Source organism: Amycolatopsis ponsaeliensis (genome assembly GCF_030182635.1).
Lineage (GTDB): Bacteria > Actinomycetota > Actinomycetes > Mycobacteriales > Pseudonocardiaceae > Amycolatopsis > Amycolatopsis ponsaeliensis.
The window spans coordinates 46,796-62,683 of record NZ_JAPZLD010000009.1 but is presented as its reverse complement, the minus strand read 5'-3'; the positions used below and the strand labels follow the sequence as shown (position 1 = coordinate 62,683).

The 15,888-nt window shown below is 61.4% G+C and carries 19 protein-coding genes; 7 read left to right on the top strand and 12 right to left on the bottom strand.

Features of this window, described 5'->3' with window-relative positions; genetic code table 11:
- Positions 1-415: 415 nt before the first annotated feature.
- A complete protein-coding gene (locus QQ657_RS15355) occupies positions 416-904 on the top strand; it encodes a hypothetical protein (RefSeq protein ID WP_284742811.1) in 489 nt (162 codons plus the stop codon).
- Positions 905-1,195: 291 nt separating this feature from the next.
- Here the strand turns inward: QQ657_RS15355 and QQ657_RS15350 are convergent, their stop codons facing one another.
- The 9 genes from QQ657_RS15350 to QQ657_RS15310 form a co-directional block, all read right to left on the bottom strand.
- Positions 1,196-2,371: a methyltransferase domain-containing protein gene (locus tag QQ657_RS15350; protein ID WP_284742810.1), complete on the bottom strand. Its 1,176-nt coding sequence runs from the start codon at positions 2,369-2,371 to the stop codon at positions 1,196-1,198.
- Positions 2,368-3,339: an ATP-grasp ribosomal peptide maturase gene (tgmB, locus tag QQ657_RS15345; protein WP_284742809.1), complete on the bottom strand. Its 972-nt coding sequence runs from the start codon at positions 3,337-3,339 to the stop codon at positions 2,368-2,370. Before tgmB ends, QQ657_RS15350 begins: the two co-directional genes overlap by 4 nt.
- 29 nt (positions 3,340-3,368) lie before the next feature.
- Positions 3,369-3,617 carry a hypothetical protein gene (locus QQ657_RS15340; RefSeq protein ID WP_284742808.1) on the bottom strand — a complete coding sequence of 83 codons (249 nt, stop codon included), beginning with the start codon at positions 3,615-3,617 and terminating at the stop codon, positions 3,369-3,371.
- A gap of 95 nt (positions 3,618-3,712) precedes the next feature.
- Positions 3,713-4,018 (bottom strand): helix-turn-helix domain-containing protein, encoded by a 306-nt coding sequence (locus QQ657_RS15335; RefSeq protein ID WP_284742807.1) that lies wholly within the window; start codon positions 4,016-4,018, stop codon positions 3,713-3,715.
- Positions 4,015-4,356 (bottom strand): helix-turn-helix domain-containing protein, encoded by a 342-nt coding sequence (locus QQ657_RS15330; RefSeq protein ID WP_284742806.1) that lies wholly within the window; start codon positions 4,354-4,356, stop codon positions 4,015-4,017. Before QQ657_RS15330 ends, QQ657_RS15335 begins: the two co-directional genes overlap by 4 nt.
- Positions 4,357-4,368: 12 nt before the next feature.
- On the bottom strand, positions 4,369-4,743 hold the full coding sequence (locus QQ657_RS15325) for a hypothetical protein (protein WP_284742805.1): 375 nt from the start codon (positions 4,741-4,743) through the stop codon (positions 4,369-4,371).
- On the bottom strand, positions 4,740-5,138 hold the full coding sequence (locus QQ657_RS15320; protein ID WP_284742804.1) for a hypothetical protein: 399 nt from the start codon (positions 5,136-5,138) through the stop codon (positions 4,740-4,742). Before QQ657_RS15320 ends, QQ657_RS15325 begins: the two co-directional genes overlap by 4 nt.
- Positions 5,135-5,554 carry a hypothetical protein gene (locus QQ657_RS15315; RefSeq protein WP_284742803.1) on the bottom strand — a complete coding sequence of 140 codons (420 nt, stop codon included), beginning with the start codon at positions 5,552-5,554 and terminating at the stop codon, positions 5,135-5,137. The genes QQ657_RS15320 and QQ657_RS15315 overlap by 4 nt, the downstream gene beginning before the upstream one ends.
- Positions 5,554-5,697 (bottom strand): hypothetical protein, encoded by a 144-nt coding sequence (locus QQ657_RS15310; RefSeq protein WP_284742802.1) that lies wholly within the window; start codon positions 5,695-5,697, stop codon positions 5,554-5,556. The genes QQ657_RS15315 and QQ657_RS15310 overlap by 1 nt, the downstream gene beginning before the upstream one ends.
- Positions 5,698-6,043: 346 nt before the next feature.
- Here QQ657_RS15310 and QQ657_RS15305 point away from each other — a divergent pair, with 346 nt between their 5' ends.
- Entirely contained in the window at positions 6,044-7,483 is a 1,440-nt protein-coding gene (locus QQ657_RS15305; protein ID WP_284742801.1) for a helix-turn-helix domain-containing protein, read from the top strand.
- An 11-nt stretch (positions 7,484-7,494) separates the two neighbouring features.
- On the opposite strand, the gene QQ657_RS15300 is transcribed toward QQ657_RS15305, so the two are convergent.
- On the bottom strand, positions 7,495-8,316 hold the full coding sequence (locus QQ657_RS15300; RefSeq protein WP_284742800.1) for an alpha/beta hydrolase: 822 nt from the start codon (positions 8,314-8,316) through the stop codon (positions 7,495-7,497).
- 284 nt (positions 8,317-8,600) lie between these two features.
- On the opposite strand from QQ657_RS15300, the gene QQ657_RS15295 reads away from it, so the two are divergent.
- A complete protein-coding gene (locus tag QQ657_RS15295) occupies positions 8,601-9,482 on the top strand; it encodes a nucleotidyltransferase domain-containing protein (protein ID WP_284742799.1) in 882 nt (293 codons plus the stop codon).
- An 18-nt stretch (positions 9,483-9,500) separates the two neighbouring features.
- Here the strand turns inward: QQ657_RS15295 and QQ657_RS15290 are convergent, their stop codons facing one another.
- Entirely contained in the window at positions 9,501-10,463 is a 963-nt protein-coding gene (locus QQ657_RS15290; RefSeq protein WP_284742798.1) for an S-4TM family putative pore-forming effector, read from the bottom strand.
- Positions 10,464-10,632: 169 nt separating this feature from the next.
- Between QQ657_RS15290 and QQ657_RS15285 the strand changes: the two genes are divergently transcribed.
- The 4 genes from QQ657_RS15285 to QQ657_RS15270 all read left to right on the top strand — a co-directional run bounded on the left by QQ657_RS15285 (position 10,633) and on the right by QQ657_RS15270 (position 15,280).
- On the top strand, positions 10,633-12,405 hold the full coding sequence (locus QQ657_RS15285) for a hypothetical protein (protein ID WP_284742797.1): 1,773 nt from the start codon (positions 10,633-10,635) through the stop codon (positions 12,403-12,405).
- Between the two features lie 447 nt (positions 12,406-12,852).
- Positions 12,853-13,161, top strand: a complete 309-nt coding sequence (locus QQ657_RS15280; RefSeq protein ID WP_284742796.1) for a hypothetical protein — start codon at positions 12,853-12,855, stop codon at positions 13,159-13,161.
- Positions 13,162-13,217: 56 nt separating this feature from the next.
- Entirely contained in the window at positions 13,218-14,627 is a 1,410-nt protein-coding gene (locus QQ657_RS15275) for a deoxyguanosinetriphosphate triphosphohydrolase family protein (RefSeq protein ID WP_284742795.1), read from the top strand.
- Positions 14,628-14,722: 95 nt separating this feature from the next.
- The gene (locus QQ657_RS15270; RefSeq protein ID WP_284742794.1) at positions 14,723-15,280 is read left to right on the top strand and encodes a hypothetical protein; all 558 of its coding nucleotides are present in this window, start codon (positions 14,723-14,725) and stop codon (positions 15,278-15,280) included.
- Between the two features lie 173 nt (positions 15,281-15,453).
- On the opposite strand, the gene QQ657_RS15265 is transcribed toward QQ657_RS15270, so the two are convergent.
- Entirely contained in the window at positions 15,454-15,849 is a 396-nt protein-coding gene (locus QQ657_RS15265) for a helix-turn-helix domain-containing protein (protein ID WP_284742793.1), read from the bottom strand.
- Positions 15,850-15,888: the final 39 nt, after the last annotated feature.

The following is a 15,888-nucleotide window of genomic DNA, read 5'->3' as shown; positions in this document are numbered from 1 at the left end:
CTGCGGAGCTCTCGTACGGGACGTCTGAGTTTGAGTTGGAGCGAACCATTGATGCGGTGCTCACCCTGTTTGGATTCATTGGGCTTAACCGCAGTAGACCACTTAAGAAGAGGCGAGAAGATGCAGCTGAAGAGTACGGCGTGAAACCGCGAACAATTGAATCGTCATGGCAAGTGGCGTATGCCAGAGAGCTGGGCTGGCGACTCTACAGATCGTTGCCTAATTCGTAGTTGCTTGTTCACCGCGATGCCTATAGGGCTCGCGGTTTTTTCATGCCTTTGGTCGATGCGATCTTGACGAAACATCGAATTTCATGTGACGATAGTAATCGTTGGTCCTGCCTCATCTTGACTGAAGCACGCTGTGAACCATTTGTTGCGACTGGCTTGCAGTGACCTTTGTTCAAGGTGAGAGGGTGTATGGATTGCCTAAGAAAGATGGTAGATTCCGTTACGAGCAACCGAAAGGATATGGTAGCCCGGAGTGGGTTATCTATCAGCTCTACGATCTCGCGCCTCTTGGCGCCGGAGCTGACAATCTCTTGAAGGCTACGCCGGAGCTAGTGAAAAAACTCTGTTTGATGAAGTCGCCTTCCGGTCCGGTTGATACGCGGCAAGCTGAGGTCGCCGAGCGTCGTATGGGGGAGGCGATCGACGCTCTTGATGACATCAATTGGGACAAGCCGCTGACCGCAGCTCTTCGCTATATCTTTGCGTTGTCGGATGAGTCTGAGGTCAATAAGGCAAACTTGCGGATCCGGGTTGAACGTGCGAGCCTGGCTTATGGAGTTCAGTACCGCTATTTCCGTAGTCGATATTACGATGAGGCCATCGTCCAGTTGAGTTGGATCATCTACTACAAATTGACACGTTCGGATGATTTCAGCTATAGCTACGCAGGCTAAATGCGCTTCCGCCTAACTTGTAAGCGAGTTGGGCGGCCTTTATTTCTCGATTCGAGCGCACCATGCTCCGCGTGGCGTTGTAGCTGTAGCTGAGCGCGAACTGTGCGGGAGTCGTCCGGATCGACAGCTCGATGCCGTAGGCGTCAGCCAACTCTTCAATGGTCTGGCCCCGTGTAGGCCGCGACGAGTTAGGCATCATCCGGGTCAGCCCGTGGAGGTGGAGCCGGGACAAATGAGGCCCTTGCAGACCCCGATGCTGGGTCCACAAGAGCCTCTTTGCTGTCTATTCCGCTACAGCGGCAGCGACCACCGCTTGTCGGCCGCCGGATGCGCTACGAGCTGCTTACCGTCCGGCGTGATCAAGATGGTGAAGTCCTCCGGCCGCGGTTGTTGCAGCTGGAGCCACTGTTCGTGTGCGGCCTCCAGCTCGTCCCACAGACGCCGGTCACCGCCTTGCGTGACCGGGCGGTCAGCGGCCGGATCACCCGCAGCGGTGTCCACACGCGCCCATGCCCCGGTGCGGGGGTCGGTGAGGCAGAAGTACATCGGGCCGTCCTCGACCTTGACGTGTCCGGACTTGGTCCCGGGCATCGCCAACTGGGCGAAGAACGCGAACACGCGCCCGCACTCCCGCAGCACCCCGGGCGCCAGCCGGGTCGTACGGGACTGGCCGGCCTCGTGAACAGCGCGGCTGGACAGCTCGGGCAAGAGGCGGAAGGGCTGGTCAGGGCTTCGCAGTGGCATGAAGTTCAACTTTGTGGGTAGGAACTGGCCGCGCGCGGTCTGGTCGGCGTCCACGGTCAGGCGGGCCAGGTTACCCGCGAAGGCGCCGCGGATGTCGGTGAGGATCGTCCCGCCGGGCCGGGTCTGCTCGAGCCAGGCCGGAGGCACCTTCCGCAGCGACGCCGTGGCGATGATTCGGTCGTACGGGGCACGCTGCGGGTACCCGAGGTACCCGTCCGCCACGGCGAGCGCCGGGGCCAAGCCAAGAGCGTCCAGTCGCTCACGAGCCTGGTCCACGTACGTCGGGTTGACGTCGACCGACGTCACCGACCCAGACCCCAGCCGGCGCGACAGCAGGGCGGCAGTCCACCCGGTGCCGGTGCCAATCTCCAGCACGGAGTCGCCTTCGGTGGCGCCGCTGTGCTCCAGCATGGTGGCTACCACCGTCGGGGCGGAACATGAGCTGACGAGCACGCCCTGCTCGTCGAAGTCGGTCAGCAGCGCCTCATTGTGGTAGACCGCGCGCAGCCACTCTTCCCGCCGGGCGCTGTCGGCTGCGTCGTGGGACTGGCCACCTAGGTTGTCCGGCAACGTGAACTTCGGTGCAAACAGGTGCCGGGGGATCTCCTCGAACGCGGCCCTCCACTCGGGCGTGGTCAGCGCTCCCTTGTCGACCAGTTGCCGGATCAAGGCGTGGTTGAGTTCGTCGGCCAGTCGCTGCAGGTCGCTGTCGAGGTCGATCACAGGTCTGCTCCTGTCAGGTGCGCGGCGAGGGCGGCGGCGATGGGCAGCCCGGTCGCCTCTTGAATCCAACCCCATTGGCCGCTCGGGTTCAGGTCGACGAAGTGGTGTAGGCCGTCTGCTGTCACGACGAAGTCGGCTGCCGCGAAGACCAGGCCGAGCCGGTCCAGCAGCGCGAGCAGGGCGGCTTCGACCTCATCCGGCAGGTCCACCGGTTCGTAGCGCAGCCCCGCATAGTTCGTCCGCCAGTCGATCATGCCCTCGTCAGGTGACAGGATGCTGGCTGCGAACACTCGGCCGCCGACGACGGTTGCCCGTACGTCGCGGACTTTCGGCACCCGCTGTTGGAACTGGTGCGCGGTCAGAGCCACCCGCAGGTCGGCCATGTCCGACGTCGCTACCTCGGTCGTGGGGATGAAGGCCACCCGGTTGCCATCGGCCACCGTCGCCGACGCGAGGGCCTTGTACACGGCCGATGGACCCAGGTAGGCGCTGTGCTCGGCGGCGTGCTCCGGGGCGTTGGTGATCACGGTGCGCGGCACCGACAGTCCGCACGCGGCGGCGGTCTGCAGCTGAAACGGCTTGTACTCGGCGTCGGCCGCCCGGGAGGGGTGGTTGACCCACGCGCAGGGCAGGCTCATGAGAAGCCCGCCGAGGCCTCGGCGGGCTTCCCGACCCGCGAACCGCTGCTCAGCGTCGGTCATCGCTTCCGGGAATTTGAACATCGTCGGGCGCCGGACGTAGACGCTGCGGATGTCGCCCAGGTCGACGACGCAGTCTGTACTGCGAATCTCGCCGTGCCAGGTGCCGTCAAAACGCGCGCTCACCTGGAGTGAGAGCGGGAAATCGGCGGTATCGACGCGCATTACCGACGCGCCCCTGTTGTCTAACTCCTTGACCACCAGGTCGGCCGTTGTGTCGGCCGCCTCGGTCAAGACCAGCACCGTGCTGGCAACAGTTTGCGGGTTCATCGCTTCAGCCTGTCTCCCTCGCTCAGCTGTTAGTCGTCGGTCACGTCGAATCGCACATCCTCATCTTCGCCGCTACCGTCACTGGTGATTTCGGAAACGGCCTGAGTAGGGTCCTTCTTTGCGCGAATGTCGATACGATTGGGCGCAGTCCGCAGGGTGAGGCCGAAGGGTGTCACGTCGGTGTCTGAAACAGGCTCAGACGTCGGCGTCCATCCCAGCGGAGGCCCGAGCACAAAACGCTTGTCGGCATCGGCGATTGGCAGCTCGGTCGTGGTCATCTGCTGTCTCCATTTTCTGTAGGGATTACTTCGGATTACCTGCGCCAGGTACGTATGCGGTGGGTCTTCTGTCAGCGATACGGGTGCGCCGCCCGCTAGCCACCACGCGGACGAAACGTCACTCCGACCGCCGCCAGCAGCCGGTAGACCTTGCCGTATGACACGTCGTAGAGGCCGGCGACTTCCCGAATCGTTGAGCCTGACTCGTACTGGCACACGACCTCATCAATATCGAGATCGCAGCGGATGCCCCGGCCCGAGGTGGGCATGTTGGCTCCGTGCTGGCGCAAGAGTTCGCCGGTCCAGTTCAGCGACAGGCCGTACATGCGGGCGATCTCGGTGACGGTCTTTCCGGCGCTATGGTCACGGACCATGCGCCGGTTGCGCGCTGCGCGGTTCATGAGCGCACCCCGAAGGCAGGCTCCTGCCCGCGCGAGCGGAGGCTAATTCCCACGCGCAGCAGCATGTTCCGCGTGGCGCTGTAGCTGAGTCCGAACTGCGCCCCGGTGGCTCGGATTGATAGCCCGCTCTGGTACGCCTCGACCAGGCCGGGCGGGGTCGGCTGCACCTGCCGCTGTTGCGGCCGCATAGTGACATCAGCGTCAAGCAGGCGACTGCGAACCTGGCGGTACGACAAGCCGCATGTGGCAACGATTTCCTCAACGGTCCGGCCGCTCGTATAGGCAGCAATGATTTCGGCGTCGTCGCTCGGTTCGGGCAGTGAGGTCGAGTCCGGCATGGTGGCGAGTGGTCACTCCTTGTCGAGGTCGCGCAGCCCCTGAAGCACGCGGGCCGCGATATCAGCGGGCGGTGACGAGAGCGAGCGGCGCGGATACGGCGTGGGCTTGCCGACGTACGGCCGTGTTCGTTTCGGAAGCACCGGCGGTAGTTTCACGGTGGGCTCGTCTGCCGGGGCCGGCTGAATGACAGGCAGGACTTCCGTGGGGGCGTTGGCGGCCTCGGCCTCGGCGTTCTCGTGTGTGACGCGCCCTCGGATACCAGCCACCGTCCGCTCCGGCTGAGACCGGACTCGGCGGTTGTGCCGGGCGTTCGAGACCAGCAGCACGATGATCAGGGCCACCGGAACGGCCATGACGACCAGTACCGCCAGCACCCCACCGTTCACGGGCCTGGAGACTCGGGCGGGTCAGACGGCACCGTGGCCGCCAGCGCGGTGGGCAACTTGTCGCCGTACAGCTCCAGTACTTCGGCGAGCGCTCGGAGCAAGCCGCTGACTTCCTTGAGGTCGCCTCCGCCGAGGGTTCCGGCTTCGAGCTGTACGGCGGCCTGCAGCAGCTCCCTGCCCGTGTCTCGGACCCGGTCGGCGAGCGTGATCAGGTCTTTCGGCTCCTGCTCCTCGGCGTGACGGGTCAAGAGGCTGGCCAGGCCGACGAGCAACCCGGCGAACTCGCGCTGCTTTTCGGCGGCCATTGCTTCAGTCAGGAGTTCGGTGGAGATGCGCGGCATATGCTTGTTGACGGCGGCGAGCGCGCGTACCAGGTCGGTGGTTTGGCGCTTCATGCCAGCGTCTCAGCCAGCTCGTCTGAGAGCACGTGCAGCTGGGCCCCGGTCCGCCGGATGGAAGCTCGTTTCACAAGAGCGGCCCCGATGTGGGGTGAGAGGTCGCCCGACTCCACCAGCAGCACGGCCGTGCGGGGGTAGACCGGCAGCACGTCCACCAGACCGGTGAAGCCGGGCTCCACGACTTCGTCCGGCCCACTGCCGATGTCCACGAACATGGCCCCGAAGCACCACCCCTCGGTGAAGCACCACAGCTCGAGCAGAGCGGTGCAAGACTGGACGGCCTGCCGGTCCTCCCCAGGCGTGGCGATGTAGCCGTAGGCCATGAGCGGGTCCACGGCCGGCACGGCCACAAAGGGGCGAGCCAGCAGCACATCGGCCAGGGCGTCGAGCCGGGGCGGCATGTTCGGACGCACTAGAACCCCTCCCGCAGCCGGTACGCCTGCAGCGCAGAGGGGCACGGCCACACGCGGCCGCACCAAACGCAGCCGCTCACGCCCGGCTCGTGGACGAGCAGCGTCAGGGTGATGAGCGAGTACAGCTGGGCCGGTTCCGGCACCCGCAGTTCAGCTACGGGAGTGAGCGGCTGGCCGCGCCGCCAGCACCGAGGCACGAGCGCCAGCGGTCGCCTCCGGTTGTGATGGGTTATGCGAGCCGCCATGTCATCCCTGCTTCCTCGTGGGTCTGGGAGCACCCCGGCGACCAGGACCCGCGTCGGAACGGGCATGGAGGACATGACCCGTGGACGGTTCAACCGGTCACCGGGGTGCCGAAATGACCATGGAGCAGGCCGCCCCTGGTCCACCAGGGGGACGAAACCCGGCGAATGTCGGGCCAATGGGGTGGTGGGCGGTCTGACCTGCGGTAATGTGGCGATCTCGCGCTGTCACCGAGGGGAGACGATCATGGGTGGGCGTCGCACGGGCCTGATCCGGGCGCGCAAGGCCGCCATCTACACCCAGGAGTCGTTAGCCCACGCCCTGAACATGGACACCAAGACGGTGGGCACGTGGGAGCGTGGCGAGGCTGAGCCCGTGCCGTACAAGCGACCGAAGCTGGCCAAGCTCCTGGGTATCTCGCTGGCGCAGCTGGAAGAACTGCTAGCGGAGGGCACCTCTGGCGTTCTCGCGGAGCCGGCAGCGGCCGTCGAGCCCGCCGCGCCGAGTCCAGCGCCGTCCACGCCGCGCGGCGGTCTGCTCCTGCCGGTTATGGTGAACGGGAGGCCCGTACTTATCCCGCTGGACGCCGCTACCGCGAGCGCCAGTGAACTCGGGCCGTTTCTGTCGCCCGCTCTCGTCGCCGGAGACGAGGCCAGCCTTCCAGCGGCTCAAGCCGCGGAATGGGACGCCATGAGTCCGCTTACTCGCCGTTCGCTGCTCACACACGGCTTAGCAGCTTCGGCGCTTCCGGCCCTCGGCCTTGATGAACTCGGGCGCGTCGCCGAGGCCATGGCCGATGCCCGCCGCTACTTCGACGGTCCGGTCCTCGACTACTTCGGCCGCCAGCTGGCGGCCTGCAAGGCTGATGACGGCACGCTCGGACCGGCGAAAACGTTGCCCCTCGTGCTTGGGGTGGTCGGCGCGATTGAAGAGCACGCCCGCGACGTGAAGCCGGACATCCGCCGCGATCTGCTCAGGCTCGGGGCCGAGGGGGCCGAGTTCGCGGGCTGGCTCTACCGCGACGTACGTGATTTCGGCCGGACGTTGTACTGGTACGACCGGGCGATTGAGTGGGCGCAAGAAGCAGACGACCCAGCCATGCAGGGCTACGTGCTGCTCAAAAAGGCCCAGCTGGCCTTTGACGAACGCGAACCGCTACGGATGCTGACGCTGGCGCAGGCCGTCCAGCGTGGACCGTGGTCCTTGCCGACCCGCGTCCAGGCCGAGTCGGTGCAGCAGGAGGCGCGGGCGGAAGTCATGCTCGGGGCGACTGCCGACGCCGTGGCGACGAAGCTGGACCGGGCCCGCCAACTGCTGGGCGCTCGCGATGACGGGGCGTCCACGCTGGGAGCGCACTACAACGACACGCTGCTGACCATGCAGACGGCGATCTGCTACACCGAGGCTGGGGCACCACGACGGGCGGTGGAGCTGTACGACGAGTCGCTGGTGGAAGACCGGTTCTCGCCTCGCGATTACGGGTTCTTCCTGTCGCTGCGGGCTGGTTCGCTGGCACTGGCGGGCGAACCCGACGAGGCCGCCCGGACCGGTGTCGAGTCGGCGGCCCGGGCCGACAGCACCAGCTCCCGGCGCACGAAACAGGAGCTGGTCCGCGTACTGGAGCACCTCCGGCCCTGGACGAACCGTCCGGCCGTCACGCAGCTGCGCGAGGTCATCGCCAGCTAGCCCAGCGGGTACTACTTGGCTGTCAGCCAGTCGCGGACGGCGGTGATGACCTCGGCCTGCCAGGCCTGAGACTGCGGGTCGGCGTACGTCGGGTCATTGTGGACGGCAAGGCCATGCTGCGCGCCCTCGAGCTCAAGCAGTCGGTGCGGGGCGGTCAGCCGGCGATCTGCATCCCGCGACGACTCCACCGGGATGAAGGTGTCCTTGGTGCCATGCACGATGAGCGTGGGCGCCCCGATGTCGGCCAAAGCCCCGCGGGCATCGAGCCAGAACACCTCGTTGAGCAGGGCCCGACTCAGCTTGAAACTCGGCGAGTGCGGCAAGAAGCCCTGCTCGCTCAGGTCGCGCGCGGCCTCGTCGGTCAGGTAGTCGCCTCGCCAGAAGTCCTTCTGATCCACAAACCGCTGCTTGTAGTCGAGCAACGGGTTGAACAAGACCAGCCGTTCGACGTCGGCCGGACGTCGGGCGGCGTAGTAGGCGGCCAGGCCACCGGAGAAGCTGGCCGCCACGAGCGACGCCGTCGCCAGGCTGGTCTCCCGGCAGAGGTGGGCCCCAGCTGCACGAATAGCGTTGAGGACCCCGGCGAGCGATAACTCCTCCTGACGGCCTTCGCTCTCGCCGTGACCAGGGAGATCGAAGCGGAGCGAGGCTACGCCGCTCTCAGCCAGGCCGGCGGCCAGTCGGGTGAAGAAGCCCGCCTCATGCCGCGTGACACCGCCGCCGTGCACCAGCACAGCGGCATGGCGGCTCGGCCCGTCCGGCTGGACCAGCGTGCCGATCAGGTTGAGGCCGTCTGGCGTGCGGACCGTGGTCCCGGTGCTACGTGCGGTCATATTCCAAGCTTACGGTCGGGGGCGTCCGGTCGGAGAGTTGGCTCGTGTGGGTAGTTCGTTCCGAGCGATACCCAATAAGCAGGCTTCTGCTTGTACGTTGACTCTTTGCGATCGCTCAACTACCACCCGCAGGCAATGCGCCACCCATTTGAGTACTTGCCTTCAGCTCGCTAATGGGCGAGAATATATGTTGTTTCTTGATCAATTTAGCAAAAAAAATCACGACTGGGGTTGAATTATTACCATGATCATATCTCCGTCGTGTTCGTGACATACAATCGTAAATGGCAGGCAGCATGGCAAAGACGGCGGCAGTGGCTTTCAGCATCTTTCTTAACGGACTCACGCCGAGTGACAGCGAGCGTTCGAAGGCCTCCTCGCATCGCGAAAGCATTAGTTCAAAACTCGACGCGAAGTTCGGCGTCTATCGCATGTTTGAGAGTGGCTCGTTCAAGCATGGCACCGGAGTAAGCGGTCACAGCGATGTTGACTTCTTCGTGTCGCTTAAGTCGAACCGACCGAGCTTGTCGGACAGTACGCTCTCGGCTGTGCGGAGTGCGTTGCAGGAGAGATTCCCGTATACGCATATCCACGTCTCGCGGCCTGCTGTCGTGCTTGAGTTCGGTCAGGGATATGAGCGCGTCGAGGTCATCCCGGCCTACGCGAAGGAGCGCGTGACTGACAAAGAGGTCATGAAGTTCAATATCCCCGGCGTTGTGGACGAGTGGATGGAGTCCACGCCAGAGGCCCACCTGAGTTACGTCAACAGCTGCAACTCCAACCCGCAGGGCGGCGCGAAGGAGCTTGCTCGTCTAGCCAAGGCGTGGAAGTACTATCGTAACGTGCCGATCTCATCTTTTTACCTGGAGATGCGAGCGGCTCAATATATGGATGGCGAGACCTTTATTGACTATGCCCAGGACCTCAAGAGATTCCTTGAGCGATTGCAGGGTCATGAGCTCGCGTCGATGAATGATCCGACTGGGTATACGGGTCGAATCCATGCATGTTCAAGTGACGTAAAGCGAGCGGACGCATTGTCGAAGCTTGACACCGCTGCAACTCGGGCCACCAAGGCGCTCGATGAACACAAGAGCGGCAATGAGCGCAAGGCGTTCGAGTGGTGGGACCTACTATTCAATGGTGAATTTCCGGCTTACTACTAGGCCCGCTGAAAAGGTGTTCTAGCTCTCATCGTTTTCCGACTCAATTGAATGCTTGACGCGCGAAGATAGTAGGCGCGCGACGCTCTTCATCGTTGCCTCGTTCTTCTTTCGCTTGAGCTTGTAGATGAAGTCGGGAACCTGGGGAACGTCTCGGCGTAGAGTGTATAGGCGACTCTGCCAGACAAGCAGGTCTTCGCTCTCAAGTTCTTTGGCGTTGTCTTCCAGTTTCGCCTCGATTGTGGCCGTGAGGTCGCTGCGGTCCGCCGCTGCGCGGCGGATGCCGAACCAGTACTCAAAAGCGTTCAAGAAGGCCGGAAGTAGCGGCAGGAGAACGCCAAGCAAGAACGTGGTGAAGCTGAGCTTCTGTACGACTCCGAATGTAACCAAGAGGGCCGTCCAGACAATTACGATACCCAGCCAGGTATTGGCATAGGTACGCAGAAGCCGGTCAGAGTAAGAGGCGTTTGCTCGCTGACATATCGCGACCGTGACTAAGCCATCCTGCGCCTCGTCGATGTCGTACCAGTCGAGAAGCCTGGCCTCCTTTGCTTGAGACAAGATGCTCTCGTCCACTCCGGCAATTGCGGAAATTTCTTCCAGCGACGGGCTTGGCGTGCGCTTACCTTGGGACGGCATCCCAAAAATCAGCGTGTCGAATATTTCTTGCACAGCCGCAGCCTTCGCCGAAGTCTTTTTCTCCAGCTGAATAAGCGTAGTTCGGCCAGCAAAAGTCCATAAGGTGGCTATGGCACCCCAGACTATGGCGGACTTTGGCCAAACTAGGCAGGCTATCGGTGTGACAATCGCGATCAGAAGGACGCCGATTGTACGAAATGCCAGCCAACGCTTTGATTTGGAGTACAGACGCCGTTGGGCGAGGAGGAGGCGGGCTGCTTCAATAGTATTCTGCTCTCGGGAAATAATCTCACTCGTTGGAGGAGTGTATTCCCCTGCGTTGGAAGGGGTGCGGGCGTCTGTCATCATCCTGACCTTTCGTTACTGTGAATAATAGCAGAGTGCATATCAGTTCGACATCTCCCGTAACGTGTCGACCTGTATTGCTTACGATCCCGTGACCCGGGATCCTTGGGAGTGGAAGACGTCTAAGCAGTGAGCAGGCTGAATGGCCAGAATGAGGTAGGATCGATCGATGACGCAAGTCTCTTCTGCTGGTAGCACGAGCTCAGGTGATTCACCTTCGCCGCTGATCGTTGCATCGATGCCCTGGGTCTTCACCCAGCGCTCGCCCTTGAGCTCAGATGGATTTATCTCAGAGGCGAAGCGACGCGGGTTCGATCTCAACACTCAGGTTATGCGCGAGCTCTACCGGCATCGGTTGCTTATCCCGTTCGTGTGGGCGCAAAACGAGCCGGACCCGTCGCTGGCGGTCTCCGTCGATGATGAGCCAGGTCGAGCGGGGACCTTGCTTATGGAACTGCGTCTCGCTCGCGAGACAGGCAGGTTGCGTGACCTTGCTACGACGACCTTCCGGCCGCACCTGCCATTTGCTCGGCAGGCGCGGTTCAACCGGCGCTGGTGGAATGGCTTCATCTACTCGTGGCATCAGCTGCACGTCTTGTCGGTCATGCCGTGGATACTCGAAGGGCGTCGGAACAAGTGGCGAGGTCGGGAACTGCGCGTAACGCTGCCAGTGCCTCATGAGCACTTGATCGAGCAGGCGGCCGAGTTCAGGAGACTTGCCGTTGCGGCGACCGCTCTTGAGGCGAGGTACAACCCAGCACTCGATCCGGAGTGGGTTCGCCTGTCGGGTGCGGGTGTCGAAGAGTGGAAGGGCTACAGAGACGGCTTCGATCCAGTCGTCGCGAGTCGTGCTCTTGGCTACTCCGCAGCTCAAGCGAGGGATGACGCCGAAGACCTGCTTGAGCTGGCGCAGAGGATTGACCCACTTGGGCGGTCATGGGGCAAGCTCGCGCGGCGAGCGCCGAAGAAGGCATGGGATGACCTCAAAGGGCCAGCCCTGGCCGCCATGGATATGCGGCAGACGGCTGAGATCCTGCTTCTCTTCTACGAAGACTTGGCCGGCCGCGGCGTAGCTGACCCGCTTCCGGAGCCGCCGGTGATGACAGTGCATCCCATGCACGACCGCTTGAGCTACCGCGACAGCACATTGGATCAAGACCTGATGAGGCTCGGCATATCGCCTCATCCTCGTGTTGTGCTGGCCGTGGAGGGCGAAAGCGAAGCAGTGCACGTGCCGAAGGTCTGGACGGAGCTGGGCTTCCGCGAGGCACCTGAACTTATGCGAGTGCTGCGTCTCGATGGCGTGGACAAAGACTTGCAGAAGGTGGCCGCGCTGGCCGCTGCGCCCTTGATCGGCGGCCGGCGGGTTCAAGGTAGCTGGGACCTGCTCAAGCCGCCCACCTGCTTGATGATCGCCGTTGATCCCGAAGGCAAGTGGTCTCCAGACAGGGCGGCGAAGACGCGCGAAGACATCCTTGACGAGATCAGGAATGTGCTTCGCGCGCAGGGTGCCAAGACTACTGAAGAAGAACTCGCCCTGCTCGTGGACGTGCAGACGTGGTCGGCGTCCTGCTACGAGTTCGCTCACTTCGACGATGACGAGCTGGCTGATGCCTTGATCGCCGTGCACGAGACGGTGAACAGCCTAACCCGCGACGAGCTGATTCGGGACCTCGCGAACCTGCGCGAGCGTTCGCGAAAGGGGCAAAAGCGGGTAGATATCAAGCACGTCTGGAGCCAGTGGACCTACAAGCCCAGCAAGGTTGACTTGGCCAAGCAGCTGTGGCCAGCGCTGAAGCGCAAGATCGATAGGTGCCGAGTTGAGGAGGATGCTCCCGTGCCAGAGATCGTCGAGGTGGTTATGCACGCCCACGCGACGGCTCAGCAGTGGCGCTATGAGTCTTTTGTACTGACGGCGGTCGAAGGCCCGGGCGACCAGTAGGGCTACCGCTCACGCCCGTTCGTATCCCGCATCCGCATCCGCATGCCAGCCGTCGACGGTCGGAGTACGACTGTTTCGGCGTTCGGCCCGGCAAGAGAGTTGAAGTTCCCATCGAGGCTCTCAAGGTGCCAGACCCTAGCCGAAACGTCTAAGGGCATGCGGGACTCGTTAGGTGTCGGAGAGCAAATAAATCTTGGCGGATCGGCACATGTGTCACGAACGTCGGTTCGCTACTAGAACTGTGTCCCACTTCTTGACATGTTAGTGATTATCTATCATATTTGCCACAGACGAGCTGATTAAGTTTCGTTCGCACCTATCTCGCGAGAGCTGTCGCATGTTCAAACTGCGGCGGCGGCAAGCGCTTGAACAGCCTCCGCTAGCCTCAGCGCGATTGCGCAACGTTGATGCTACAGGCGTAACACTGCGCGGCCAGCTTGCGACCATATGAAAGGAACGACCAACATGCCTGGTGGTCTTGGATTGACCGGCGCAAGTTTGCCGTCGATGGAGGAGGAGGCGCAGTGGCGGCGCGACTTTGAGCGTGCAAAAGATGGTACAAAAGCCATGCTGCGCCGCGAACAAGGCCCTTGGGAATTGGATGCACTTGAGACCTGGATCATGAAAGAATTTCAGGTGGCGAGCAGGGTTGCGGAATTTGTGTTGAGCGAGCTCAAAGTGAGCAGGGTCCTAGTTCAGGTGAGGATAGGATCTGCGGTTATGAGTCAGATTCACGATGCCGGGAAACCGGCCTGAGCTTAACCCTCTGGGCCACCGGTCCAGAGGGTTAAATATTTCACGGGGAGCTGCACGTGGCCACGTTGGGAAACGCCTACCAGAGCTTCGATGCTAAACCGCTCCATGCAGAAGAGAGTGATGCGGACGAATACAGAAATCCGTTTCAGCGTGACCGGGACCGAGTGTTGTACTCCTCGGCATTTCGTCGGTTAGCTGGCGTGACGCAAGTCGCTGCCGTTCGAGAGCAGGCCTTGTTGCATAACCGCTTGACCCATAGCCTCAAGGTTGCCCAACTAGCTAGAAGCATGGCGCAGCGTCTTCTGACGAATGAAAATTTCACGAGCGACCTTGAGCAGGAGTGTCATCCATACCTGCCGGACATAGCCGAAACAGCCGGCCTTGCCCACGATCTCGGGCACCCGCCATTTGGTCATATTGCTGAGAAGGTCTTGAATGTTGAGATGGAAGACTATGGTGGGTTTGAAGGCAATGCGCAGTCGTTCCGTATAGTAACAAAGCTCGCGTCTCGTAAATTGAACCCTTATGGACTCAACTTGACCCGGGCTAGTCTGAATTCAATCTTAAAGTATCCGCAGTACCGTAAGGATGCGTCGTCCCGACCGCTGCCGCACGTGAAATGGTCTGATCGAAGTCGTGGTCGGAAATGGGGGGCATATCTGTCGGAGGAGCGGGACTTCGATCATGCGCGCGAACAGCTTAGTGGTGCTCCCCGTGTGGAGGTGCGGAGCGTTGCGGCAATTCTCATGGACTGGGCGGATGATGTATCTTTCGCGACACACGATCTCGATGACTACTATCGGGGTGGTTTGATTCCGCTCAATACCTTGCGTCGTGACGACAAGGAGTTTCTTGACTTTGCTCGGGTGCGGAACAGCTCCGGAGAACACCCCCTGGACGGCTATAACCACAATGAGTTCATGGCTGCGTATGAAAGACTCTTAAGGTCCGACCCTCCTAGGGAGAGATTTGAAGATACTCGCGATCAGCGCGTCCGAATCAATCAATGGATCTCGGATCGCATCAAAAAGTATGTTAGATCGGTGGAGTGCGACTGCTCGGAAGATGGCGCGTATCTGAGGGTAGATGAGAGCAGTCAATATGAGGTGGAAGTGCTGAAGACTCTAAATTGGTATCATGTGATCAATAAGCCCGCGCTGGCCGTGGCTCAGCATGGCCAGAAGCGTATCATGAGACGCCTCTTTCAGGCGCTATTCGCTCTTGTTCAGGACAATGCAGAAAGAATTCAAACAAAATCGAGGGCACCTGTACCTATAACACTCCAAGAGATATATAGGCGTATTATTGATTCTGGTATCGACTACGGCTCCGAGGAAGAGATTCGAGCGCGCGCAGTCTGCGACTATATCTGCGGCTTGACCGAGGATCAAACTGTCGATCTTTACGAACGTCTCACGGGAAGAAGTGTGGCTCGGAACTCAATCTTCGGCGCATGGTTTCACTGATCTGTTCGGGCGGCCGCTGATCCACGGCGTTGGCGTGGGGCGTCGGGGCTGTTTTTTGGGGCGCCGGAAGCATCAATCGGGAAAGGGTGGAGCAGATGACTGGCCGACGGTTTCAGTTTCATAGTTGGGATGAGCTTCGGGATGTCAAGAGGATCCATGAAAAGGGCAGCAAAAAGTGCAGGAAGGAGGCTGAACGATTATATGGATTGGGTGCCCTTGATGAATGGAGATCGGAAATTGAACACGCGGAACTGATTGAAGGAACGCTTATGGAAGTCCTGGCCGAGTATACAGCCAGGCGCGAGGAAAAGGCGGCTAGAGAGTATAGTTCTCGGAGTGGTAGCGGATCTCAGCACATGAAAGCAAGGCGTAGTGAACAGGACGTATCCGGCACTCCTGCAGCTCCCAATCTTTCTATTTGGTTTGACAAGATGCAGATGGATGATCGACCAGTTCCTCATCTAATCTGGGAGGTTGACCGTCGAATCTACCTGGGGCAGTCCGTTGGAGGACACCTCAAGGTCTATGTTGAGTCACCAGTTCCGACTCAAGGCGGAATTGTTATTGTGGGACGCTATTGGCTTCCGGCCAATGGTCCATCGGAACTCGGCCGCTCCATCAATGTGATTAATGCTGCCCGTCGTAGGCGCTGATGGTGCTGCCCGCAATGCCGTTGACGGAACTACCTCGCTACTTGAAGGCACCTTAAGGTCGTGTCGTTCCGGCCCTATTGGCAAGTGGTTGGCACATTGGGTTAGTGGCTAGATCCATTCTCCGATACGAGATCGCCGACACCGCTGGTGAACGCTACGTTTGAACGAAGAGCCTATGGGCATTCCTGCCGCTCCCGCCCGTTTGTGTCCCGCATCCGCACTTCAAGCTCCAAGAGTCTCCGCTGCACCGTGCTTGCCGTCGTGTTGAACTTCTCGGCGACGCGTGCGAGCGGCCAGCCAGATCGGTAGAGCCTGGCGGCTTCGGGTACATCGTCCGGATGGAGTCCGGGCGGCTTGGTGTCGATACCTCGGGAGCGCAGATGCTTGCCGACCGTGTCCCGGCTGACGCCAAAGCGGGTGGCGAGCTCGCGGACCCGGTCTCCGGCCTGGTAGGCGGCTACGAGCTCATCGATCTCGGCGGGGCGCAGCTGGCGGGCAGTCCGATGGACAGGTTTGTGATTTGCGTCACAAATCGGCAGGTCTGGCCACGTCTGGACCAGCCCGAGCATGTGTCGCACCGGCCGGGGAGACCTTGAAAGGGCCTCCGT